Source organism: Halomonas sp. SCS19 (assembly GCF_040147015.1).
Taxonomy (GTDB): domain Bacteria; phylum Pseudomonadota; class Gammaproteobacteria; order Pseudomonadales; family Halomonadaceae; genus Halomonas; species Halomonas litopenaei.
Window position 1 is genome coordinate 1,334,430 of the sequence record NZ_JAMSHN010000001.1, and the last position, 23,491, is coordinate 1,357,920.

General features: G+C 65.1%; 22 protein-coding genes. 10 read left to right on the top strand and 12 right to left on the bottom strand.

All coding sequences use genetic code 11. From position 1 onward, the window contains the following. The first annotated feature begins 45 nt into the window (after positions 1-45). The 3 genes from NFH97_RS05595 to NFH97_RS05605 all read left to right on the top strand — a co-directional run bounded on the left by NFH97_RS05595 (position 46) and on the right by NFH97_RS05605 (position 3,385). The gene (locus NFH97_RS05595; protein ID WP_045995219.1) at positions 46-252 is read left to right on the top strand and encodes a dodecin; all 207 of its coding nucleotides are present in this window, start codon (positions 46-48) and stop codon (positions 250-252) included. 178 nt (positions 253-430) lie between these two features. Next, the gene (gene trkA, locus NFH97_RS05600) at positions 431-1,804 is read left to right on the top strand and encodes a Trk system potassium transporter TrkA (RefSeq protein ID WP_045995220.1); all 1,374 of its coding nucleotides are present in this window, start codon (positions 431-433) and stop codon (positions 1,802-1,804) included. Positions 1,805-1,936: 132 nt separating this feature from the next. Continuing rightward, positions 1,937-3,385, top strand: coding sequence for a TrkH family potassium uptake protein (locus tag NFH97_RS05605; RefSeq protein WP_108448511.1), 1,449 nt, complete (start codon positions 1,937-1,939; stop codon positions 3,383-3,385). Positions 3,386-3,424: 39 nt separating this feature from the next. Here the strand turns inward: NFH97_RS05605 and NFH97_RS05610 are convergent, their stop codons facing one another. Further along, positions 3,425-4,312, bottom strand: a complete 888-nt coding sequence (locus tag NFH97_RS05610) for a LysR family transcriptional regulator (protein ID WP_349624539.1) — start codon at positions 4,310-4,312, stop codon at positions 3,425-3,427. Between the two features lie 99 nt (positions 4,313-4,411). On the opposite strand from NFH97_RS05610, the gene NFH97_RS05615 reads away from it, so the two are divergent. The 3 genes from NFH97_RS05615 (at position 4,412) to NFH97_RS05625 (ending at position 7,642) form a co-directional block, all read left to right on the top strand. Further along, entirely contained in the window at positions 4,412-4,981 is a 570-nt protein-coding gene (locus NFH97_RS05615) for a lactoylglutathione lyase family protein (RefSeq protein ID WP_349624540.1), read from the top strand. A 97-nt stretch (positions 4,982-5,078) separates the two neighbouring features. After that, positions 5,079-6,311 (top strand): TraB/GumN family protein, encoded by a 1,233-nt coding sequence (locus NFH97_RS05620; protein ID WP_253029223.1) that lies wholly within the window; start codon positions 5,079-5,081, stop codon positions 6,309-6,311. A 179-nt stretch (positions 6,312-6,490) separates the two neighbouring features. After that, the gene (locus NFH97_RS05625) at positions 6,491-7,642 is read left to right on the top strand and encodes an alpha-hydroxy acid oxidase (protein WP_349624541.1); all 1,152 of its coding nucleotides are present in this window, start codon (positions 6,491-6,493) and stop codon (positions 7,640-7,642) included. Here the strand turns inward: NFH97_RS05625 and NFH97_RS05630 are convergent. From NFH97_RS05630 to NFH97_RS05655, 6 genes are all read right to left on the bottom strand, one after another. Beyond that, positions 7,639-8,229: a carboxypeptidase-like regulatory domain-containing protein gene (locus tag NFH97_RS05630; protein ID WP_349624542.1), complete on the bottom strand. Its 591-nt coding sequence runs from the start codon at positions 8,227-8,229 to the stop codon at positions 7,639-7,641. The two genes, NFH97_RS05625 and NFH97_RS05630, sit on opposite strands and share 4 nt — an antisense overlap. Before the next feature lie 102 nt (positions 8,230-8,331). Further along, a complete protein-coding gene (locus NFH97_RS05635) occupies positions 8,332-9,747 on the bottom strand; it encodes a hypothetical protein (protein WP_349624543.1) in 1,416 nt (471 codons plus the stop codon). 352 nt (positions 9,748-10,099) lie between these two features. After that, positions 10,100-10,981: a tRNA-uridine aminocarboxypropyltransferase gene (locus NFH97_RS05640; protein ID WP_222568257.1), complete on the bottom strand. Its 882-nt coding sequence runs from the start codon at positions 10,979-10,981 to the stop codon at positions 10,100-10,102. Positions 10,982-11,152: 171 nt separating this feature from the next. Beyond that, positions 11,153-11,875 carry an SIR2 family NAD-dependent protein deacylase gene (locus tag NFH97_RS05645; protein ID WP_045993075.1) on the bottom strand — a complete coding sequence of 241 codons (723 nt, stop codon included), beginning with the start codon at positions 11,873-11,875 and terminating at the stop codon, positions 11,153-11,155. 47 nt (positions 11,876-11,922) lie between these two features. After that, on the bottom strand, positions 11,923-13,665 hold the full coding sequence (gene aceK / locus NFH97_RS05650) for a bifunctional isocitrate dehydrogenase kinase/phosphatase (RefSeq protein ID WP_108131228.1): 1,743 nt from the start codon (positions 13,663-13,665) through the stop codon (positions 11,923-11,925). Between the two features lie 165 nt (positions 13,666-13,830). Then, positions 13,831-15,309: a TrkH family potassium uptake protein gene (locus NFH97_RS05655; protein WP_124804928.1), complete on the bottom strand. Its 1,479-nt coding sequence runs from the start codon at positions 15,307-15,309 to the stop codon at positions 13,831-13,833. 161 nt (positions 15,310-15,470) lie between these two features. Between NFH97_RS05655 and NFH97_RS05660 the strand changes: the two genes are divergently transcribed. From NFH97_RS05660 to NFH97_RS05670, 3 genes are read left to right on the top strand one after another with little or no spacing between them, the layout of a single operon-like run. Then, complete coding sequence (locus tag NFH97_RS05660) at positions 15,471-16,247, top strand: pseudouridine synthase (protein ID WP_045993072.1); 777 nt, start codon at positions 15,471-15,473, stop codon at positions 16,245-16,247. Next, complete coding sequence (gene tcdA / locus NFH97_RS05665) at positions 16,247-17,044, top strand: tRNA cyclic N6-threonylcarbamoyladenosine(37) synthase TcdA (protein WP_045993071.1); 798 nt, start codon at positions 16,247-16,249, stop codon at positions 17,042-17,044. Before NFH97_RS05660 ends, tcdA begins: the two co-directional genes overlap by 1 nt. 19 nt (positions 17,045-17,063) lie before the next feature. Beyond that, positions 17,064-17,297, top strand: coding sequence for a DUF1653 domain-containing protein (locus tag NFH97_RS05670; RefSeq protein ID WP_045993070.1), 234 nt, complete (start codon positions 17,064-17,066; stop codon positions 17,295-17,297). Positions 17,298-17,661: 364 nt separating this feature from the next. Here the strand turns inward: NFH97_RS05670 and bfr are convergent, their stop codons facing one another. The 5 genes from bfr to lptF form a co-directional block, all read right to left on the bottom strand. Beyond that, positions 17,662-18,147: a bacterioferritin gene (gene bfr / locus NFH97_RS05675; protein WP_045994716.1), complete on the bottom strand. Its 486-nt coding sequence runs from the start codon at positions 18,145-18,147 to the stop codon at positions 17,662-17,664. A gap of 335 nt (positions 18,148-18,482) precedes the next feature. After that, positions 18,483-18,689 (bottom strand): (2Fe-2S)-binding protein, encoded by a 207-nt coding sequence (locus NFH97_RS05680; protein WP_045994717.1) that lies wholly within the window; start codon positions 18,687-18,689, stop codon positions 18,483-18,485. A 197-nt stretch (positions 18,690-18,886) separates the two neighbouring features. Next, positions 18,887-19,366, bottom strand: a complete 480-nt coding sequence (locus tag NFH97_RS05685) for an RDD family protein (RefSeq protein WP_045994718.1) — start codon at positions 19,364-19,366, stop codon at positions 18,887-18,889. Positions 19,367-19,550: 184 nt separating this feature from the next. Continuing rightward, entirely contained in the window at positions 19,551-20,615 is a 1,065-nt protein-coding gene (gene lptG / locus NFH97_RS05690; RefSeq protein WP_349624544.1) for an LPS export ABC transporter permease LptG, read from the bottom strand. Next, the gene (lptF, locus tag NFH97_RS05695) at positions 20,612-21,694 is read right to left on the bottom strand and encodes an LPS export ABC transporter permease LptF (RefSeq protein WP_083970631.1); all 1,083 of its coding nucleotides are present in this window, start codon (positions 21,692-21,694) and stop codon (positions 20,612-20,614) included. The genes lptG and lptF overlap by 4 nt, the downstream gene beginning before the upstream one ends. 194 nt (positions 21,695-21,888) lie before the next feature. Here lptF and NFH97_RS05700 point away from each other — a divergent pair, with 194 nt between their 5' ends. After that, positions 21,889-23,406, top strand: coding sequence for a leucyl aminopeptidase (locus NFH97_RS05700; protein ID WP_287163273.1), 1,518 nt, complete (start codon positions 21,889-21,891; stop codon positions 23,404-23,406). The last annotated feature ends 85 nt before the right edge of the window (positions 23,407-23,491 follow it).

Here is a 23,491-nt window from a genome sequence, read left to right on the forward strand (position 1 = left end):
CGGCCTGGCCGCCCGTGACCTATGCTTCTCCAACAGGGAGTCTGTATGAGCCAACACGTCTACAAGCAGATCGAGTTGACCGGTTCCTCGGAAACCAGCATCGAAGATGCGGTACAGCGGGCCATCACCAAGGCCTCGGAAACCGTGCATGACCTGCGCTGGTTCGAGGTGACCGATACCCGCGGCCATATCGAGAATGGCCGGGTGGCCCACTGGCAGGTCACGGTCAAGGTCGGCTTCACCCTCGACTGACCTCCGAGGCTGATTCGACCCGGAGACCCACGGGACTTGCATTGCACAAGTCCTGCGGTGTTTCCTTTCAGCACAGGGCGGGACTCTCCCGCCCTGTTGTACTGTTCAGAGCTCGGGTATGCTGGCTCAATGCTGCAACGCACCATAGGCTCTGAACCCCTCTTCGGACACGACGACGATGAAGATCATCATTCTCGGCGCCGGCCAGGTTGGCGGCACCCTGGCGGAGCACCTGGCCCGCGAGGAGAACGACATCACGGTGGTGGACACCGACGGTGAGCGCCTGCGCGAGCTGCATACCCGGCTCGACATCCGCACCGTCTCCGGGGCGGCCTCCTACCCCATGGTGCTACGCCAGGCCGGCTGCGAAGACGCCGACATGCTGATCGCGGTGACCAACTCCGACGAGGTCAACATGATCGCCTGTCAGGTCGCCCATACCCTGTTTCGTACCCCGACCAAGATTGCCCGAGTGCGCGCCACCGCCTACCTGGCGCGCAAGGGACTGTTCGCCCACGAGGCGGTGCCCATCGACGTACTGATCAGCCCCGAGCAGGTGGTCACCGACCATATTCGCCGGCTGATCGAGCACCCCGGCGCCCTGCAGGTGCTGGAATTCGCCGGTGGACTGGTCCAGCTGGTGGCGGTCAAGGCCTTCTACGGCGGTCCGCTGGTCGGCCAGGAGCTCGGCTTCCTGCGCCGTCACATGCCCAGCGTCGACACCCGGGTGGCCGCCATCTACCGCCGCAACCGTCCGATCATTCCGCGTGGCGACACCGTGATCGAGGCCGACGACGAGGTCTTCTTCATCGCCGCCCGGCGCGATATCCGCGCGGTGATGAGCGAGCTTAGGCGACTGGATCGCGACTTCCGCCGGGTGGTGATCGCCGGCGGCGGCAACATCGGCGAGCGCCTGGCCGAGCACCTCGAGCACAGCCACCAGGTCAAGATGATCGAGCACAGCCTCGAGCGCTGCACCCAGCTCTCCGAACGCCTCGACCGCACCGTGGTACTGCACGGCAGCGCGACCAGCAAGCGCCTGCTGGAAGAGGAGAACATCGAGGACTGCGACATCTTCTGTGCGCTGACCAACGACGACGAGGTCAACATCATGTCGTCGATGCTGGCCAAGCGCATGGGTGCCAAGAAGGTACTCACCCTGATCAACAACGCCGCCTACGTGGATCTGGTCCAGGGCGGCGAGATCGACATCGCCATCTCGCCCCAGCAGGCCACCATCGGCAGCCTGCTGACCCATGTGCGCCGCGGTGACATCGTCAACGTCCACTCGCTGCGCCGCGGCGCCGCCGAGGCCATCGAGGCCATCGCCCACGGCGACAGCCAGTCCTCCCGGGTGGTCGGTCGTGCCATCGGCGACATCGACCTGCCCGGTGGCTCCACCATTGGCGCGGTGGTGCGCGGCAAGGAAGTGCTGATCGCCCACGACGACGTGGTGGTGGAGAGCGGTGACCACGTCATCCTGTTCGTGGTCGACAAGCGCAAGATCCGTGACGTCGAACGCCTGTTCCAGGTCGGATTGACCTTTTTCTGATGGGCGCGCCCCTCGCCCCTGCCGCCATACCAAGGAGAGCCGCCGCATGAGTCCGATGCCGACCGGGCTTGAGACGACGACCCGTCCCGACATGTCCCCCGCCTGTTGCCGTCAGCAAAGGGGCAAGACGCCATGAGCCTGAGGATGATCCTGCGCATTCTCGGGCTGCTGCTGATGATGTTCAGCCTGACCATGGTGCCGCCCATCGCCATCTCGCTGTTGTTCGGCGACGGCACCTGGGACGCCTTTTTGATCGCCATCGCCATCACCGTGCTGACCGGCGCGCTGATGTTCCTGCCCAATCGTCGTGCCCGGCGGGAATTGCGCACCCGCGACGGCTTTTTGATCGCCGCCATGTTCTGGACGGTGCTGGGGCTGTTCGGTTCGCTGCCGCTGATGCTCACCGGCAGCACCGCACTGTCGTTCACCGACGCGGTGTTCGAGTCGTTTTCGGGGCTGACCACCACCGGCGCCACGGTGATCACCGGCATCGACTTCCTGCCCGAGGCGATCCTCTACTACCGTCAGCAGCTGCAGTGGCTCGGTGGCATGGGCATCGTGGTGCTGGCGGTGGCGATCCTGCCGACCCTGGGGGTCGGCGGCATGGCGCTGTACCGTACCGAGATCCCGGGGCCGCTCAAGGATTCCAAGCTGACCCCGCGGATCACCGAGACCGCCAAGGCCCTGTGGTACATCTACGCCACCCTGACGGTGGTGTGCATGCTGGCCTACATGGCCGCCGGGATGGACTGGTTCGACGCCCTGGGTCACAGCTTCTCCACCGTGGCCATCGGCGGCTTCTCGACCCACGACGCCAGCATCGGCTACTTCGACAGCGCGGTGATCGAGGCCATCTGCATCGTCTTCATGCTGATCTCCGCGCTCAGTTTCAGCCTGCACTTCCTGGCCTGGCGCGAACGCCGTATCGGCCACTACTGGGAAGACTCCGAGGCGCGCTTTCTGTTGCTGTACCTGACGGGGCTTGCCAGCATCACCGTGGTGGTGCTGTGGTTGACCGGCACCGAAGAGACCACCGTGGGACTTCGCCACGGCATCTTCGAAGTGGTCTCGGTGGCCACCACCGCCGGCTTTTCGGTGGCCGACTTCTCCGCCTGGCCCGGCGCCCTGCCGCTTTTGCTGTTCATCGCCGCCTTCGTCGGCGCCAGCTCCGGCTCCACCGGCGGCGGCATGAAGGTCATCCGCATCATCCTGATCATCAAGCAGGGCATGCGCGAGATCATGCGCCTGATCCACCCCAATGCGGTGATCGCGGTCAAGATCGGCAAGGTCAGCGTTCCCGATGGCATCGCTCAGGCGGTGTGGGGCTTCTTCTCGGCCTATGTGCTGCTGTTCTTCCTGATGCTGGTGGGGGTGATGGCCACCGGGGTCGACCAGGTCACCGCCTGGTCCACGGTGGGCTCGGCGCTCAACAATCTGGGGCCGGCGCTGGGCGAGGCCAGTCTGCACTACGGTGACATGCCGACCATGGCCAAGTGGATCCTGGTGATGGCGATGCTGATGGGCCGCCTGGAGATCTTTACCGTTCTGGTGTTGTTTACCCCGGCCTTCTGGCGCAAATAGGACCGATCCTGGCGCCCTTTCCTTTGTCGTAGCCCTTCGCTAGAGGGCGGTGTCGGTACCCGCCACCGCCTCTCGCATCACCGAAAGCGCCCGCTGTGCCCGGGCCGACAGTGGCCACTCGGCGCGCTGGATCAGGTAGAGGGTATCGCTGACCTCGGGGGCACCCTCGACCACACGGATGGCGTGCTGGTCCTCGAAGGCCTCCCGGGCAAAGCGTGGCAACACGCTGAAGCCCAGCCCCTGGGCCACCGGCGCCAGGATCAGGCCAATCTGATTGGTAAAGCCGCTGCTCGGCCAGCGAGCGTAGCCCGGCGAGCCCGGAAAGCGCCGACTGAGCAGACGGGTGGCCAGGGCCTTGCCGTCCGGATGGTCGATAAAGCCCAGCGCCATCAGCTCATCGAATGTCTCGACACGGGTGTTGGCCGGTACCACCAGTTCCAGCGCCTCGGTGGCAAACTCGCTGACCATCAGACTGGCGTCGTCGGGACGCTCGCCCACCAGCCCCATCTCCACCTTGCCGTCGATGACGGCCTCGACGATCTCCCGCGTCGGACCGAAGCGATGGCGAATCGCCAGCCCCGGCGCGCGCTTCTGCAACGCCAGCAGACGCGGGTAGATCGCAAGCCCGATGCTCCCTGGTGTCATCAGGCTGATCTCGCCATGATCGTCCAGATCACCGGCCAGGCGCTGGGTGAGACGCTGATCGACCCGTTCACGTTCGTTCAGATAGTCCAGCAGGGCGTGGCCGGCCGGGGTCAGCTCGAGCCGCCGGGGCCGGCGAATGAACAACAGTCCCAGCTCGGCCTCCAGGCGCTGGATATGCTGGCTGACCGCCGCCTGGGTCAAATCGAGGCGCTCGGCGGCGCGGGTAAAGTTGCCCTGCTCCACCAACGCCTGAAACGAGCGTAGCCAGAGCGGATTTGCCATAAGCATCTATTATCATCACCATAACGTCGCGTCGATTTTCATTATAGCGATCCCGGCCCAGACTGTGCTCATCATTCCTGCATCAAGAGGTGACACTCCATGAGCCAGCAAGACGCCTTGGCAAACGCCAACCACGACGCTCCCGCCAACTCTTCAAGCAACTCTCCAAACAGTTATCCCCGCAGCTTCTCCCATATCGGCATCTCGGTGCCGGACGTGGAGGCCGCGGTGGCGTTCTACACCCAGGTGCTGGGCTGGTACCAGATCATGGCGCCGACCACCATCGAGGAAGACGACTCCGCCATCGGCGAGATGTGCACCGACGTCTTCGGCCCTGGCTGGGGCAGTTTCCGTATCGCCCACCTGTCCACCGGTGACCGGGTAGGCGTGGAGCTGTTCGAGTTCGCCAACCACGAGGACCCGGAGAACAACTTCGAGTACTGGAAGACCGGCGTGTTCCACTTCTGCGTCCAGGATCCCGACGTCGAGGGCCTGGCCGAGCGCATCGTCGCCGCCGGCGGCAAGAAGCGCATGCCCAAGGTGCGCAAGTACTATCCCGGCGAGAAGCCCTACCGGATGATCTACATGGAAGATCCGTTCGGCAACATCCTCGAGATCTACTCCCACAGCTACGAACTGACCTATTCCGCTGGCGCCTATCAGGACTGAACGCCAGACAATGTCAGCTCGAGGGCAGGCCAGGGTTTGGCCTGCCCTCCTCGTTCATGGATAATCGATCCTTCACATTCTCAAGGCCCCGAGCCCCATGAGCGAGATCGACGACATTGCGCTGGCCGAGCGGCCCGAGACCCGAGGCGGCCCCCGACGTGACCTCCGCGTCGGCGACACCACCTTTACCCTGCTGGGCACCGCCCACGTCAGCGCCGAGAGCGCCGACGAGGTGCGCGACCTGATCGATTCCGGCGACTTCGACGCCGTCGCCATCGAGCTGTGCGACGCCCGCCACAGCAACCTGGCCAATCCCGACGCCCTGGGTGACCAGGACCTGTTCCAGATTTTTCGTCAGGGCAAGGCCGGCATGGTCGCCGCCAACCTGGCCCTCGGCGCCTTCCAGCAGCGCATCGCCGAGCAGTCCGGCATCGAACCCGGTGCCGAGATGCGCGCCGCCCTGGAGGCCAGTCAGCGCCACGAGCTTCCGCTGCTGCTGATCGACCGGGACGTGGGTCTGACGCTCAAGCGGATCTACCAGAACGTGCCCTGGTGGCAGCGCTTTAGCCTGCTGTCGGGCCTGCTCGGCAGCGTGCTGTCGCGCCAGGAAGTCTCCGCCGAGGAGGTCGAGCGGCTCAAGCAGGGCGACGTGCTGGAATCCACCTTCAGCGAATTCGCTGCCGAGTCGCAGTCGCTGTTCACCCCCTTGATCAGCGAGCGCGATCGCTACATGGTCATGCGCCTGGCCCAGCAGTGCCCACCTGGCAAGTTCAAGCGGGTGCTGGTGGTGATCGGCGCCGGCCACCTCAAGGGCATGGCCGAGCATCTGGAAGGCCCGCCTGCCGAGGACCCGGCCGAGGAAATCGCCGCGCTGGAGGCCACCCGGCCGCCGTCGAAGGTGTGGAAGATGCTGCCCTGGCTGATCACTGCCCTGGTACTGACCGGCTTCGCCATCGGCTTTTCGCGCAACACCGAGCTCGGCTGGCAGCTGGTGGTGGAATGGTTCGTGATCAACGGCGTGCTGTCAGGGGGCGCCACCCTGTTGGCCCTGGCCCACCCGGTCACGGTGATCGCCACCGTGTTCGCCGCCCCGTTGACCTCGCTCAATCCGACCATCGGGGCGGGCTTCGTCGCCGCCGGGGTGGAACTGGCCATGCGCAAGCCCAAGGTGCGCGACTTCTCCACCCTGCGTCACGACGTTACCCAGGTGAAGGGCTGGTGGAAGAACCGTGTCTCGCGCACCCTGCTGGTGTTTCTGACGGCGACCCTGGGCTCCGCCGCCGGCACCTGGATCGCCGGTTTTCGTATCGCCGACAGTCTGTTCGGCTAGCCCGGCTGCCTCGTTCGGCACCCTCGCGCCGCCGCCCCCTCGGGCGGCGGTGTCGTTTCGCCGCCCCCTACCATCAACGCGAACCCGCTCCGGGTCCACGCCAGCCCGCCATCGAAACCGGCTCCGAAGCCCGCTTAGACTATGCTCAAAGGAACAGCCTGCTGAACGGAGTCGGCCCCATGACCCGCAGCACCATCGAGGCGCTTCGCCAAGGCGCGAGACGACGACTCCCACGGCTGGTCTTCGACTATATCGAAGGAGGCTCCGGCGCCGAGCAGGCGCTGGCCGCCAACCTCCAGGCCATGTCACGAGTGGCGCTGGCACCGCGCCTGGCCGACGTCAGCCGGCGCACCCTCGGTACTCGCATTCTGGGCGAAGATATCGCGCTGCCGCTGGTGCTCTCGCCGGTGGCCCTGGGCGGCCTGGCCTGGGCCGACGGGGAACGCCTGGCCGCACGCGCCGCTGCGCGAGCCGGGGTCCCCTACACCGCCGCCACCCTGTCCAACGCCCCCCTTGCGCATATCGCCAGGGGCTGCCCGCGCCCACCCTGGTTTCAGCTGTTCGTGTTCAAGGATCGTGCCCTCAGCGAGCGACTGATGGACGATGCCCTGAGTCTCGGCTGCCGTGTACTGGTGCTGACCATCGATATGCCGCTGCTGGCCGATCACCACCGGGGACTCGGCCACGACGTCAGGCCCGATCCGGCCACCGCCCTCAAGCTCGCCTGGGGGCTGGGCCGTCACCCCGGCTGGTGGTGGCGCCACCTGCGCAGCCGTCGTTTCGCCCTGGGCAATCTGGACGGACCGCTCTCGGCCCCGGACGGCATCGCCTCACTCGCCAGTTGGCTCGACGACCAGCTCGATCCCTCACTGGGGTGGAGTGATCTGGGCTGGGTCCGCGCCCGCTGGCCAGGCGCGCTGGTCGTCAAGGGTGTACTGGACGCAGACTCGGCGCGCCAGGCCGCCGAGCAGGGGGCCGACGCCGTGGTGGTGTCGAATCACGGGGGGCGCCAACTGGACGCCGCCAGGGCCACCATCGCGGCGCTTCCCGAGGTGGCGGCGGCGGTGGGCGAGCGTCTCGAGGTGCATCTGGATGGAGGGATTCGCAGCGGCCTGGACATCCTTCGGGCGCTGGCCCTGGGCGCCGACGCCGTGCATATCGGCCGTCCCTATCTGTACGGACTGGCCGACGCGGGCGAAGCCGGCGTCGAGCGCTGCCTGTCGATCCTGCGCCGGGAGCTGGATCAGGGCCTCGCCATGTGCGGCTGTTCGAGTATCAGGGAAGTGGATGCACGCGCGCTGGCAGCGAACGGCGATCTCATCGATCGTTAGCCGGGCGGCGGCGCTGCGCCACAGTCGTTGCCTTCCGCCAGGCGCCACCGGTAATTGTCGCGTTGTATCGCGCGGGAAATCGCCTCTTTGGCGACGTGATTGCCGACCTGATCCCCGGGGCTCTTTTCCTTGACCATCGTCTCGGCAGAGCGTCCAGCGGGCGCCTCGGCATCGAACGCCAACATGGGCAGGTTCACCGTGATCGGCTGGCGCAGCGTATCCGGGACCATCTCCATCACCTCGATCCACAGCGTCCGGTAGCCGTCGCGCTCGATCTTCCAGCACTGAGGACGGAGCCCGCTTGCTGCCATCAACAACTGCCCACCGATATACGAATGTCCCGGAATGCCGAACCGCCCGTTGCTGTCGGTCACATCGGCGGCCTCGGCAAAGCCCTCGGCCGAGACCCTGGCCCCCGCCAGTGGGGCCCCGGTACGGGCGTCGATGACCTGCCCCTGCAATGGCTGGCGCGCCCAGCGCTCACTGATCACCGGCACGCAGCCAGAAACCAGCGACATCAGTACCAGCAACAGTGCCAGCACCGCCATCAACGAGATGCTTCGCCGACCACCCGTCGCCAGCCTCATGGGACTTCGCCTGTGCAGAATCGTCGACAGAAACTCTACGCCATCCCTGACCCATCGTTTCAACGCTGGGCGGGCCGGTGGTGACGCCACAGTTCCAGACCGTCAGGCCAGCGAACGACCGGCTACACGCAGGCGACTGTACTCTTCCAGCGCCGATGATTCGGTCATGCTGCAGATCCAGTCATGCACGAGGCGTCCACGATGGTAGGCCTCCCAGACCTCGCGGCTCGCCCCTTCCCAGGGCTGCGCCATGGCCTGGCGGTACACCCTGAGCACGCCGGGCGGCAACCGCTTCACCCACAGCGTCAGCCGCGGCGAGGCGCCATGGCCCTCGTCCAGCAGTCGCACGAAGGCCGCTTCCGGCAGGCGCAACGCCGGCAGGGCGGCATCGAGCAGTCCACATAAGGTGCGGTAGCCCTCGAGCTCCAGCCGTTCCAGCTCCGGATCCCGATATTCGACCCGGGTGGCCAGGCTGTCGAAGGCCTCGAGCAGAGCGCGACAGCCGACCTCCGCGCTCAGCAGCCTCAACTGAGGCTGTCCCTCCCGGATGTTCTCCAGGTGGGCCACGAAGGCATCGGCGGCGTGATTGACCAGGGTGCGCCCCAGCGCCAGTCGCAGGTAGTGAAAGAAGCGCCCCAGTTCCTCGACGTTGTCCCGCTCATAGCGGCGCAGCGCCCAGTCCAGCATGCCACCGAGGCTCCAGCGGCGTACTACTCCGTGGCGCGAGAAGCGCCGCTCCTCCAGACTCGCCCAGGGCTCTCCCTGGCGGGCCAGCCCCTCTATGTAGGCCTGTTTGAGCGATGCCACCAGGGACGTCGGGTCGATCAACCCCCGCTCCACCACCGCCTCCAGACGAGACAGGGTCCGTGCAATGACCTCGGCGGCATCCACTACATAGCTGGCCGGATGGCGATGATCCTGGCCCAGCCCCAGGACACCACGCATGGCCGTCTCCTGGTCGCTCTCGGCACGATAGCAGTAGCCCTGGCGGCCACGGCCATCGTCGCCCACTTCGCGCCACACCGCCTGCTCACCCAGCAGCACCGCGCCCTGGACATGGGTCAGCGAGATCCCCTCCTGCTTGCCGATGGTGCGGAGCGCCTGGGCCTGGGCGTCGAAACGACACAGCTCGTTGAGCAGGGCCGCGCCCTGGATATCGTCCTTGGCCAGCGGCAGCTGGCGGCCTCCCAGGGCCGACATATGGCTGTCGAACCAACCGCAGAGCGCAAGTTCTCCGGCCTGACCAAAGGGAGGTCGACCGATATCACGCAGCAGGCTGCCCACCTCGACCAGACAGATGAAGGCGTCTTCCAGACCATCGAGGCCACAGTCACCCGCCCGCTTGCCCAGCTTGCGATAGACCATCTGCACGATCCGGCGCCCCATCTGCTGTCGCTCCAGCGAGGCCGACAGCAGGCGCCTCTGGCTTGCGTGAGCCAGCACCGCGCCCTGCTGGGGCAGCAGCTGCAATCGACGCAGGCTGGCACTGTGGACGACCCGGGTACGGTCCTTTTCCAAGCGACGCTCCAGCGTCGCCACGGAAAATGCGGCATCACCATCCACCGCCAGCGATGGACAGCGATCTCCCGGGAGAGGTCGGCAGGGGTGAAAACGCCTACGAAAATCCATAACGCTCCTCGTGCGCCAAGCCGCACAGATTGACGAAACTGTGTCAAAAGAAGAGCGTCTCCCAGAAAAAGCCCGGGCGAACTAGGATATTCGCGACACCACAAGCCAGCGGTCGTGGATAGGGAATGTAGCTTTATACCGACAGGTCCGAAAAAACCCGCTCAATACGGCATAGTTATGCGTATACCGACACCGATCCTGGCGTTGTCGTCGCCTCGCCTCGATGCCTGACCACGCCCTCTCACCCTCGCCGTGCGGCCAGCCTGCGCATGGCCGGGCTTGGCGTCTCGATCTTGTGGTAGCGCCGACTGGCGGCGTAGCTGTCGTTGAAGACGTCGAAGTAATCGTCGAGCACCGAAGCGGCGTCTTCCTCGCCGCTCTGACGCAATAGCTCGGCGGCCACCTCGGCGGTGCACAGATGCGCCTGGGAAGCGGGCTTGCGCAACCGATAACGCGTCAGTCGATCGGTTCTCAACGGCAGTACCGGCAGGCGTTCCAGGTAGGGGCTCTTGCGAAAAATCCGCCGCGCCTGACGCCAGGTACCGTCGAGAAGGATCAGCACCGGGATGCGCTCCCGGGGGACTCGCCGGACCGCCTCCACCTCGACCACGCGGTCGGCGTAGTCGGGCTGGTCGTCGGGGAATACCACGAAGGGGGCGTAACGCTCGTCGGCCAGGAGCGCCAGCAGCTGTTCATCGGGCGTGGTGCGGTACCAGGTGAAGACACGAGTGGGCGCCAGCACGTCGGCGATCAGACGGCCGGTGTTGGTCGGCTTGTGGTGCTCCAGCGGATGGGTGATCAGCCACACCTGTACCCGAGAGTCGGCCTTGGCCTGATAGGGACACAGGCAGTTGAGTTCGGGCAGATTGCAGCCAGCGCAACGGGTGACGAAACTGCCGCGCGCCTTGAACTCTCGTCGCGGGGGGCGCGGATGACCGGTGGCAGGGTCCCTGTCGAGGCTCGGGCTCTCGCCGAGGTGCGGATCCCCGACAGCGCTCGGCTCACCCGGATGACGATCGGCGGACGCCTCCTCGGTGGTTGAAGCTTCCTGAGCCGAGCCGGAATCTTCGGAGCGGGCGTCTTGCTGGGAGGGGGCGGAATCGGCGAAACGAGAGTCACACATGGGCGGGATGCAGGCTGCGGCAAAGGGCGCCCAATCTACCACGCCCCATTGCCTGCGTCAGGCAAGCCACGCGAAAGACCGCTCTCTCTACCACCCGTTCGAAGGCTCTCTACACAGGCAGCTCGAAGGCTCTTTAGACAACCCGCTCGACGGCGCCACCATCGCCTGGGCCTAGCCCAATTGCGGCATGAACAGTCGACCTTCACGCTGCCAGTGACGGGTCAGGGCGGGCACGCCTTCGCCTGCCGGCATCACCAGCCGGGCAACGCCAGCAGGCACCCTGAGCGATTCGTCGGGGTCCACCAGCACGCAGTCGGCATCGAAGGGCAGTTCGTTGATCAGGGCCGCCGCCGGCATCACCGCCAGCGAAGTGCCGACCACCAGCAACAGGTCCGCCTCGGCGACGATCTCGCAGGCGTCCTGATAGGCCGGCACCGCCTCGCCAAACCAGACCACGTCCGGGCGCAGTTGGCTGCCACGGTCACAGACGTCGCCCATGGCGATATTGCGACGCCCCAGCGGATAGCGCATGCGTTCGTCTACCGAGGAGCGCGCCATCATGATCTCGCCATGCAGGTGCAGCACCCGCCGGGAGCCCGCTCGCTCGTGCAGATCGTCGATGTTCTGGGTGACGATGCTGACCTCGAAGCCACGCGCCTCGAGGTTGGCCAATGCCCGGTGGGCGGCGTTGGGACGCGCACCACGTACCTGGTCCCGACGGGCGTCATAGAAGCTCAGCACGCGCTGCGGGTCTCGTGCCCAGCCCTCGGGGGTGGCGACGTCCTCGATGGGATGATCCGCCCACAGGCCATCGGCGGCACGGAAGGTCTGGATTCCGCTCTCGGCGCTGATGCCGGCGCCGGTCAGCACCACCAGGTGGGGGGCCTTGGACATGAACTCGCTCCACAGCTTTGAGAGTCTGAATCAGCGCCGCCACGGACTCAGTAGGTCAGGCCCCCGGGGTCCGAGGCGAAGCGCTGCTTGTTGCGATAAGGGTAGACGTCGATCACCTGACCGTCGGTGATCGCCGCCTGCAGGCTCTTCCAGTAGTCGGCATCGAAAAGCTCCGGATGCAGTTCGAAGAACAGCTTGCGCAACTGCACATTGGCGAACAGGAAGGGCCCGAATTCCTCGGGGAAAATATCATTGGGTCCCACCGAGTACCAGGGTTCGTCGGCCAGCTCCTGCTCGGGGTAGAGGGGCTCCGGGATATGCCGGAAGTTGCACTCGGTGAGATAGCTCACCTCGTCGTAGTCGTAGAAGATCACCCGCCCGTGGCGGGTCACCCCGAAGTTCTTCAGCAGCATGTCGCCGGGGAAGATGTTGGCCGCTGCCATCTGCTTGATGGCATTGCCGTAGTCCTTGAGCACCGCACGGGTCTCGGTCTCGTCGCACTGTTCCAGATACAGATTCAGCGGGGTCATCATGCGCTCGGTGTAGCAGTGCTTGATGATGACCTTGTCGTCCTTCAGGTAGACGTTGCTCGGCGCCACCTCAAGCAGATGCTCCAGACATTCGGGATCGAAGTGGTCCTTGCGCGACACCAGGTAGGAAAACTCCTGGGTATCGGCCATCCGGCCGACCCGGTCATGGCGCTTGACCAGGCCGTACTTCTCGCGCACGTTGTCGCGACTCATCGCCTTGGACGGGTCGAAGCGATCCTTGATGATCTTGAACACGGTGCGGTGTGAGGGCAGCACGAACACCGCCATCACCATGCCGCGCACCCCGGGGGCGATGATGAACTTGTCCTCGCGCCGCGCGATCTGCTGGTTCAGGGCGCGGAAGAACTCGGTCTTGCCGTGCTTGAAGAAGCCGATGGCAGCGTAGAGTTCGCTGATCGGCTTGTCCGGCATCAGCATGTGCAGGTAGGCCACGAACTCACGGGGCACGGTGGCATCGACCTGGAAGTAGACCCGGGTGAAGGAGAAGATGATCGACACCTCGTCGGGCTCGATCAGCACCGTATCCAGGTGCAGCCCCTTGCCCTCCTCGTGGAGCACCGGCAGCACCAGCGGCACCTGCTCGCCATCGCGGTGGATGCGGCCGACCAGGTAGGCGCCCTTGTTGCGGTAGAAGACGCTCTTCAGCAGTTCGATTTCGGTGTCCGTGCCGTCCGCCAGCCCTTGCGGCAGGTGCTCGACCAGAAAGTCACGCGCCAGATGTCCGCAGTGGCCCAGGTCGATGAACTCCATGCCCAGTTCGGCCCCCTCCAGCGCCTCGGCGATGGCCCTTGACCAATCCCCCTCCACCGCGATGTGTCGGCACAGCTCGATGCCCGAGTGGTGTGACGCGGCGTCCCTGGAGGAGTTGACGAACATCCAGTCATCGCGGATGTGGCGGTGATGAAAGATCGAGCAGAACAGCGAATTGAAGTAGGTCTCGGCCAGCTCGTAGTCGAGTCGCTGACCGATCAGCTCGACATAGTGCCCCTTGGCCTCACGCCAGCACTCGCAGTGGGTCAGGATGTCCTCGTCAAAGGTGCGCTGCAGGCGCCCCAAGGTCTCGTCGACCTTCTCCTGATAGAGGTTGATCCGCTCCGCCGAGGCCTGCTGGGCCTCGCGCCAGGCGGCGTCGCGAAAGCGTCGATTGGCGTCCAGGGTGATCTGCTTGAAGCGCGAGCGGTACTCGTCGAATCCATGCAGGATGGTGGCGGCGATGCGATAGGCAGGGGACAGTTTCATCACGGGGCTCCCGACGGGCGTCAGCTCAGAATGACCGCCGCCGCCACCTTCGGCGAGACGACCAATGTCGACTGTCATGTTGCCGTGCAACATGGCAGCCGCCAAGCCGTCTGTCCAACCCGGCACACTACGCCCTCGATCACCTCCCCCACCGCCGCCAAAGACCTATTTGCGCCAGAACATCGGGGTCAACAGTACCAGCACGGTCAGGATTTCCAGGCGGCCCATCAGCATGCCCACACACAATAGCCACTTGGCGGCGTCGGGCAGGGTGGAAAAGTTGCCGGCTGGGCCGATGATATCGCCAAGTCCTGGCCCGACGTTGGCCACCGCCGTGGCCGCCCCGGTCAGTGCCGTGACCAGATCGAGGCCCAGCATGGCGAGGGCCAGGGCGAGGCCGGCGATGGTCAGAAAGAAGAAGAAGGAGAAGGCCACCACGCCCCGGCTGATCTCATCGGACAGCGGCGCACCGTTGTAGCGAGAGACGAAGACCCCATGGGTGTGGATCAAGAAGCGCAGCTGGCTGAGCAGCATCTTGATCGCCACCTGGAAGCGAAAGATCTTCATGCCTCCGCTGGTCGACCCACTGCAGCCACCGACAAAGGTCAGATAGAAGAACGCCATGGCGGCGAACGGGCCCCACTGGCTGTAGTCGTCGCTGGCGTAGCCGGTGGTGGTCACCACCGAGACCACGTTGAAGGCGGTGTGAGTCAAGGCATCGAACATCGCCTCGCCTCGCCATACCCGGTAGAGGCTGAGGATCAGCGTCACCACCACCAGCAGCCAGACCAGCCCACGGACCTGCTCGTCGCGCCACAAGGCCAGCGGCGAGCCGCGCAAAAAGCGGATGTAGAGCACGAAGGGCAAGGCGCCAAGCAGCATGAAGAAGGTGCCCATCCACAACAGATGCGGCTGGTCGGCGTAGGCCCCGAAGGAGGCGTCAGAGTTGGCGAAGCCGCCGGTCGACACCGAGCTCATGGCGTGTACCACCGCGTCTACCGGTGCCATGCCGCCGATACCGTAGGCCAGGATCGCCACCAGGGTACCCAGGGCGTATATGCCGAGCGTGGCCTTGGCGATGCCGCCGGTGCGCGGCATTACCTTGTCCGACCAGTCCGAGGATTCGGTCTGAAAAAGGCGCATGCCGCCGACCTTGAGAAACGGCAGGATGGCGATGCCCATGACGATGATGCCGATGCCGCCGAGCCACTGCATCAAACCCCGCCACAGCTTGAGACCATCGGACAGCTGGTCGATATCGGTGAGGATGGTGGAGCCGGTCGTGGTGATCGCCGAGACCGACTCGAACACCGCATTGGTCAGCGACAGATGGGGCGCGCCAAGCACCAGCGGCAGGCTGGCGAAACCGCTGATACTGACCCAGCTCAGGGTGGTCAACACGAACATCTGCTGGGTCTTGAGCGCCACCGGTATCCGCCAGGTCAGCCACCAGCACATCAGCACCGTGGCCAGCACCACCAGCAGAGAGCGAGCGAAGGCCGGCGCGTCGGCGTCGCCTTCCCATACCAGCACCCCCCAGGGCAGCAGCATGAACAGCGCCAGCACCAGCCAAAGTACCGACAGTACCTTGAGGACCGGTGCCCAGTCCCTGCACCAGCGCAGCATCCCTATCCCTCGGGTCATAGCCTGCTCTCTCACCGATTGTCGGGGCTCATCATAGACCAAAGCCGTAGCCAGAGATGCCCCTCGACTCACGGAGTCGTCGCAATCCGGATGACAGATCGCCGCAACATGGCGACAATAGCGCGCCTCGAGCCCGCATTCACGCCATAGGTATCGCCGCGATGTCCCTGCCCTTGCCCATTCTCTACCAGGACGACGATCTGGTGGCGGTGCACAAGCCGTCCGGGCTGCTGGTGCATCGCAGCGCGCTGGCCCGTGGCGAGCGCGAATTCCTGCTGCAGCGCCTGCGCGACCAGTTGGGCCAGCGGGTCTACCCGGTGCACCGGCTCGACCGGCCTACCTCGGGGGTCATGGTGTTCGCGCTGTCCTCGGACATGGCCCGGCGGCTGGCCGAGGCCTTCACCGAGCGCCAGGTGACCAAGCGTTACCTGGCGGTGGTGCGCGGCATCGGCCCCGAGACCGAGCGCATCGACCGGGCACTGCGCGAGGAAGACGGTAGCCGGCCCAAGGCCGAGATGCCGGCGATGCCCGCGATCACCGAGGTGCGCCGACTCGACAGCGTGGAGCTGCCGGTACGTATCGACCGCTACCCCCAGGTTCGCTACTCGCTGATGGAAGCCCGCCCGCTGACCGGCCGGCGCCACCAGATACGCCGCCATCTGTCCGGCATCGGCTACCCGATCATCGGTGACGCCAAGCACGGCAAGGGCAATCACAACCGCTTCTTTCGCGACAGCCTTGACTGCGATCGGCTGCTGCTGGCGGCGACCTCGCTCGAGTTCGAGCATCCTCGCCATCGCACCCCGATGGCGCTGTGCTGCCCACTGGACGCCTGCATGACGCGGCTGTTCGACCGTTTCGGCTGGCGCGCCCACCTGCCCCGGCCAGTCAGCACCACCAACGCCAACGTGACCGCAACGACCCAGCGAGATTCCTGATGAGCACTGACCCCAGCGACAACGACTATGACCTGCGCTTTGGTGGTATTCGCCGTCTCTACGGCACCACCGCCAGCGCCCGTCTGGCGCAAGCCCACGTGGTGGTGGTCGGGGTCGGCGGTGTCGGCAGCTGGGCGGTGGAGGCGCTCGCCAGAAGCGGCGTCGGCAAGCTGACCCTGATCGACCTCGACGACGTCTGCGTATCCAACGTCAATCGTCAGCTTCACGCCCTCGACGGCACCATCGGGCGGCCCAAGGTGGAAGTGCTGGCCGAGCGCTGCCGGGCCATCCACCCCGGCATCGAGGTCGTCGCCGATGTCGCCTTCGCCACCCCGACCAATCTCGCCGAACGCATTCCCGAGGACGCCGATCATCTGATCGACGCCATCGACAGCGTGGTGGCCAAGGCCGCACTGATCGCCTGGTGCAAGCGCCGCAAGCTGCCGCTGACAGTCACCGGTGCCGCCGGCGGCCAGACCGACCCCACCCGGATCAAGGTGGCCGACCTGACCCGCACGGAGCATGACCCCCTGCTTGCCAAGGTGCGCTCGCGCCTGCGCCGCGACCACGGCTTTTCGCGCAACCCCAAGCGCCGCTTCAGCGTCGAGTGCGTCTACTCCGACGAGCAGCTGGTCTACCCCGGCCAGGACGGTGAGGTCTGCCACACCAAGCCTGGTGCCGGCGAGTCCACGCGCCTGGACTGCGAGAGCGGCTTCGGCGCCGCCACCTTTGTCACCGGCAGCTTCGGCTTTGTCGCCGCCTCGCGGGCGCTGGCCAGACTGACCCGGGTGAAATGAGCCAGACAAGGAACCGACCATGACAACCCCGCAATCCCCCCTTCCGGTGCCCGGCATCTATCGCCACTACAAGGGCCCGCTCTACGAGGTGACCGGCGTCGCCCATCACAGCGAAAGCGAAGAGGCCCTGGTGGTGTACCGCGCGCTCTACGGGGACTACGGCCTGTGGGTGCGCCCGCTTGAGATGTTCTGCGAGAGCGTCGACGTCGAAGGTGTCACCACTCCGCGCTTTGCCCTCGAGAAGGCGTTCTAGGGCTTGTCTGAAAACTGCCTGCGCTCGGTAATACGGCGTTAAAAATCGGCTGGTGCGCCAGCCCGGTCAAAATGCTCATTTACACCCCGTAAGCTGCGCTTTCTCACCGATTTTTGCCTTGTCTAACCATCGCTCGTCGACTTTTCCGACAGCGCCTAGCAGGCCCTGACGGCGCCCGGATCCATGTCGCCGGTCCGACGCTGCCAGTTCGATAACGCTGGTCTAGCAGCGCCAGCCCGGCGACACAAGTCCACACGACCTGGCCAGCACGCAGGCAACGGAACACGCAGACGCAAAAAGGGGAAGCCGCTGACTTCCCCTTTTGCTTGCCTGGGCGCTGTCGATGCGATGCGCCAGCGCTAAATCACTCTTCGCCACCGGCCTTTTGCATTTGCGTCTGCAGATACGCCTGCAAGCCGACCTTGTCCATCAGACCCAGCTCGGTCTCGATGATGTCGATGTGCTCTTCCTCGTCGTCGAGGATCTTCTGGAACAGGTCACGGCTGACGTAGTCCCGCACCTGCTCGCAGTAGGTGATGGCTTCGATCAGGTCGTCACGCCCGGTATGCTCCGCGGCCAGGTCGGCCTCGAGCATCTCGCGGGTGTCCTCGCCGATATGCAGCTTGCCGAGGTCCTGCAGGTTGGGGATGCCTTCGAGAAAGAGGATGCGCTCGATCAGAATGTCGGCGTGCTTCATCTCTTCGATGGACTCGTCGTACTCCCACTTGGCCAGCCGGGCCAGGCCCCAGTCCTTGTACATCTTGGCGTGCAGGAAGTACTGATTGATGGCCACCAACTCGTTGCCCAGCACCTTGTTGAGATGCTCGATGACCTTGGGATCGCCTTTCATGGAAAACTCCTCAATGCTTGCCGGACTTGTGCTTGCCGGTGATTGCTGACCGGCCGTGGCCAGTCGTCGTTGATCGAACCGTCTTGCATCGGACGCCGCAGAGGCGACGTCTCTCCTTGGCCTCGCCCGCCTTCACAGGGCAACAGACGCGGGGCTACAGACACACTGGCACGACAAGCAATGCCCTACCAGCTCCCGTCAAGAAGCAGTATAGGGCATCCATGAAAAAACTCAATAAAATCAGAATCTTGAAAACCGCAACTACAACGATATCGATTGCTAATTCAAAAGACTACCGCAAAGGAAGTAGCGCAAGAGCGTACCGACGACCAAGGCTATACCGCATAGGCCAGCGCTTCGACTTCCAGACTCGACGCTTCCTGGATGGCGTCGCGGGTGATCTGCTTGCCCACACAGGCGCATTTGCCGCACTGGGTGCCACAACCGGTCTCACGCTGAACCTGACGCCAGCTACGCGCGCCGTCATCGACGCTCTGACGAATCTGTCGGTCACTGACCCCTTTGCACAGGCATACGTACATCGCCATCTCTCCTGAATCACTATAGCCAATGTAAATGATTCCCATAGCGACGCGCAACCTTTTCAAGAGTAATTCGTATTTACCTTAGCTAAAGATTTGAATTTACATGACTCAGCTCAAGCGCTGCCCCTGCCGACAGCCAATCGACAGCATCCACAAAACCAGGAAGGAAACAGAGGGGAGCGACTCGTGCAGGGTTATCGCTTCGCCGCCTTCGGCAGCACTACCACCTGAGTGCCAGACGCCAGATCCGCCCAGCTGCGCCGTTCCGCGTCGAACAGCACCCACCAGTGGCCCAGCCCCAGCGGCACGAAGGAAAACGCTCCCACGGCGAAGCGCAGCATGGTCTGACGCAGGCTGATGGGCCCGCCGTCGAGGGTCTGGACGCGCAGGCGCCAGGCCTGCATCCCCAGGGTCATGCCCCCGCGGCGCCAGAAGAAGGCAAAAAAGGCAAAGGCCGCGACCACCAGCAGCAGTCGCAGGCTGAGCACCTGCCAAACGCCTGCCCCCACCTCTTCCGGGGCCAGGCCCAGCAGCTTGCGCACCACCAGCACGTGCAAGGTGGTGATCGCGATCCAGATGGCCAGCAACAGAAAGCTGTCGTAGAACATGGCGCCCAGACGCCGGCCCAGCCCTGCGGGCCAGACATCATCGAGATGGGGAAAACGTCGTGTCATCGGGTTTGCTCAGCAGGTGAAGTCTCGGCAAGGCGCATACTAACGTTGGCGCCGGGACTATCGAGAGTGCCCAAGCCGGCGCCAGGCATGCCGCCCTTCACCCCGACCGCCTCGATAGATGAAGTCCCAGCAAGGCGCACACTAACGTTGGGGCCGGGTCGATCGAGAGTGCCCACGCAGTCCTTCACCCCGACCGCCTCAATAGGTGAAGTCCCAGCAGGGCGCACACGAGTGTGGGGGCCAGCACCGCCCAAGCCGGCGAAAAGCCGAATACCGTGGAGGCCGGTGCCAGCAGATCCTGCAGGTACTTGAACACCAGCCCGGTGATGACCCCGTAGAATACCCTCGTCCCGGCGGCCACGGTGCGCAGCGGGCCGAACACGAAGGACGCCGCCACCAGCACCAGCGAGGCCATGGTCAGGGGCATCAGCATCTTCTGCCAGAAGTACAGAAGCGGCTGGGTGGCCTCCAGGCCCTGCTCGTCCAGATAGTCGGCGTAGGCCCACAGCTCGCTCGGTGCCTGGGTCTCCACGTCGCGCAGCAGACGCGACAGCTGAGTCGGCGACAGGCTGGTGTCCCAGCGCAGGCTAGCCACCTTGTCGACCTCGGTGCGGTCATCGGTAAAGCGGGTCGTCTCGACCTGCTGCAACTCCCAGAAGTCGCCCTGCCACACCGCACGCCTGGCAGTGGTTACCGAATCCAGCCGGTGGCCGTCGAATTCGTAGCGGGTCAGATCCAGCACGGTGTCGTCGGCGCGAATCGCACCAAAGCGATAGAAGTCGTCGCCCTCGCGCTGCCAGCCACCGCGTTCGGTGACCACCGCGCCCTCGCCCTGCATCTGCTGCACCTTCCAGGCGTGGGCGAACTGCTCGGTTCTGGGGCTGACGAACTCTGCCACCGTCAGCACGATCACCACCACCAGGATGATCGGCTTCATCACCCCCCAGACGATGCGCGCCAGCGACCGTCCCGCCGCCCGCATCACCGTCAGCTCGTTGTTGGAAGCCATGCTGCCGAGTCCGATCAGGGCGCCGATCAGCACGCCTACCGGGGCATACTGATAAAAGCGCCAGGGCAGGCGCATGCACAGAAACAGGAAGACCTCGAAGGCACCATAGCCGCCTTCGATGTCTCCGAGGTCATCGATATAGGTGATGATCAGGTCCAGGCCCAGCAGCACCACCTGCACTACCAGAATGGCAGCGAGGACGTTGCGGGCGATGTAGCCGTCCAGGCGATCGAGAATCATCCGCTCATTCCCTTGCGTTGGGCATTGAAGGCCAGTCCCAGGCCGAGGATCAGGAAGCCTGCGTGGATCGGCCACATGCCGATGACGGCAGGCAGGCTGCCGCTGCCGATGGCGTCCATGGCCGCCAGCAGCAGACTCAGGTAGGCCACGTACAGAAAGATCGCCGGCAGCAGCTTGGCAAAGCGGCCCTGGCGTGGATTGACCCGGGACAGCGGCTGGGCCAGCAGGGTCAGCACGAACACCATCAGGGGAGCGCCGAGTCGCCACTGCAACTGGGCCCTGGCCTCGGGCGAAGCGTCATTCAGCAGGGTCGTGGTGGTGGCAAACTCCGCCGAGTCGGTCTCGACCGCCTCCACCGCCCGCGCCAGACGCACGGCGTAGGTACCGAACTCGAGCCGCTCGGCGTCGGCGCGACCGGCCTCTGCGCTATAGCGTTCACCGTCTTCCAGCACCAGATAGCGACTGCCAGTGTCCGGATCCACCGACTGGTAGCCCTGGGTCGCCCGGGTCACCACGCTCTCGGGGGAGCCGTCATTGCGCTTCTGGCGTTCGCTGATGAACACCTCCTGCATGCGCTCGCCGTCCTCGGACACGTCGCTGGCGTAGGCGATACGCCCACTACCGAACTCCTGAAAACGCCCTGGCGCCAGCGCCGAGAAGTCGAGCTTGCTGCGCTGTTCTTCCAGCACCAGTTCGTTGTGCAAGGCACCGGCGGGGGTCAGCCACAGGCTGAATATCCCGACCAGCAGTGCCACCAGGGCGGCGGGCACCAGGCTGACCGTCAGCAAGCGGTTGGGGCTGGTGCCGCAGGCCACCAGCACGGTGATCTCGCTGTTGAGGTAGAGCTGGCCATAGGCCAGCAGAATTCCGAGAAAGAACGCCAGCGGCAGGATCAGCTCGAGAAAGCCCGGCATGTGATAGAGCATCAGCGAGCCGAGGATGTTCGCCGGGATCTCGCCTTCGGCGGCGTTGGCAAAATAGCGGATAAACCGACTGCCCATGATCACCAGCAGCAGCACCCCGGCCACCGCCGACATGGTCAGCAGAATCTCGCGGGTGAGGTAACGGAATATGATCAATGCGCGCTCCTGCTCTCGGTCGTCCTCACCGGTCGTCCCTGATCCAGTATAGGTCCCTGATCGATGTCTCTACCCGATCGGTCGCTGCGGCCACGGTGATCATGCAAACCCCGGGGGCCTTGGGTACACTGGATGGACTCGGCATCGTGCCGGCATTATCCAGAATCCCCCCACACTTGTCTTGTGGAGTCAGCATGGAATTCCCTGTAAAGACGGCCAACCCGGTCAAGATCGAGACCGCTTGCCTGGTCATCCCGGTGTTCAAGGACGGTGAACTTACTCCTGCCGCCGCCAAGCTCGACGACGCCAGCGAGCGTCTGATCGGACAGTTGATCGAGCGTGGCGATTTCAACGCCAAGCTCGGCAACGTCCAGCTGGTGCCCTTTGCGCCTGGGCTGTGCGCCGACCGCCTGCTGCTGGTCGGCTTCGGCGAGCGCGACAAGTGCCACGAAGGCGCCTTCTGCAAGGCCGTGGACGCCGCCTTCGCGAGCCTCGGTCAGCTGACCGTGGACGAAGTCTCGGTAGCCCTCACCGACGTGCCCGTCGAGGATCGCGACGCCGGCTGGAAGGCCCACAAGATCGCCGAGAGCGCGCTGCGCGCCAGCTACCGCTTCACCGACTTCAAGCAAGAAAGTGGCCCGGTTCCCAGCCTCAAGACGGTGTCGATCCTGCTCAGTGAGGGCGAAGACCAGAACGCGGCCAGCGAAGGCGCCCGCCAGGGTGCCGCCGTTGGCCAGGGCATCAACCTGGCCCGCCAGCTCGGCAACCTGCCGGGCAACGTCTGCACGCCGCGCTACCTCGCCAGCGAGGCCGAGCGCCTGGCCAGCGAATCCGATGGCGCCCTGACCACCGAGATCCTCGACGAGGCAGCCCTCGAGGAGCTCGGCGCGCACTCGCTGTTGTCCGTCGGTCATGGCAGCGACGAGCCGTCGCGGCTGATCGTGATGCGCTATCAAGGCGCGGACGACGAAAACGAGTCGCCGCACGTGCTCGTCGGCAAGGGCATCACCTTCGACACCGGCGGCATCTCGCTCAAGCCCGGTGCCGGCATGGACGAGATGAAGTTCGACATGTGCGGCGCCGCCAGCGTGTTCGGCGCGGTAGCCTCGATCCTGGCGATCAAGCCGAAGATCAACCTGGTCGCCATCGTCGCCGCCGCCGAGAACATGCCCAGCGGTCGCGCGACCAAGCCTGGCGACATCATCAAGACGCTGAAGGGGCTGTCGGTGGAGGTGCTCAACACCGACGCCGAAGGCCGCCTGGTACTGTGTGATGCCCTGACCTACGCCGAGCGCTTCGAGCCGGCCAGCGTCGTCGACATCGCCACCCTCACCGGTGCCGCCATCATTGCGCTCGGCCACCACGCCACCGGCCTGATGTCCAACGACGACGACCTGGCGCTGGACCTTCTCGACGCCGGCGAAACCGCCTGGGATCGCGCCTGGCATCTGCCGCTGTGGGACGAGTACCAGGAACAGCTGGACTCCAACTTCGCCGACCTGGCCAACATCGGCGGGCGCCCGGCGGGCACCATCACCGCCGGCTGCTTCCTGTCGCGCTTCGCCACCGACTTCCCCTGGGCGCACCTGGACGTGGCCGGCACTGCATGGAACAGCGGCAGCGCCAAGGGTGCCACAGGCCGCCCAGTGGGCCTGCTGACCCGCTACCTGCTCGACCGCGAGGCAGAGGTGGTCAACACCGACCAGGACTGACCCGGCAAGTCCGCAGTCCGCGCGGGTGCCGACAGACGTCGGCACCCGCCCCGGCGGGCATCCCCGTCCTACAGGCTTTCCCGAC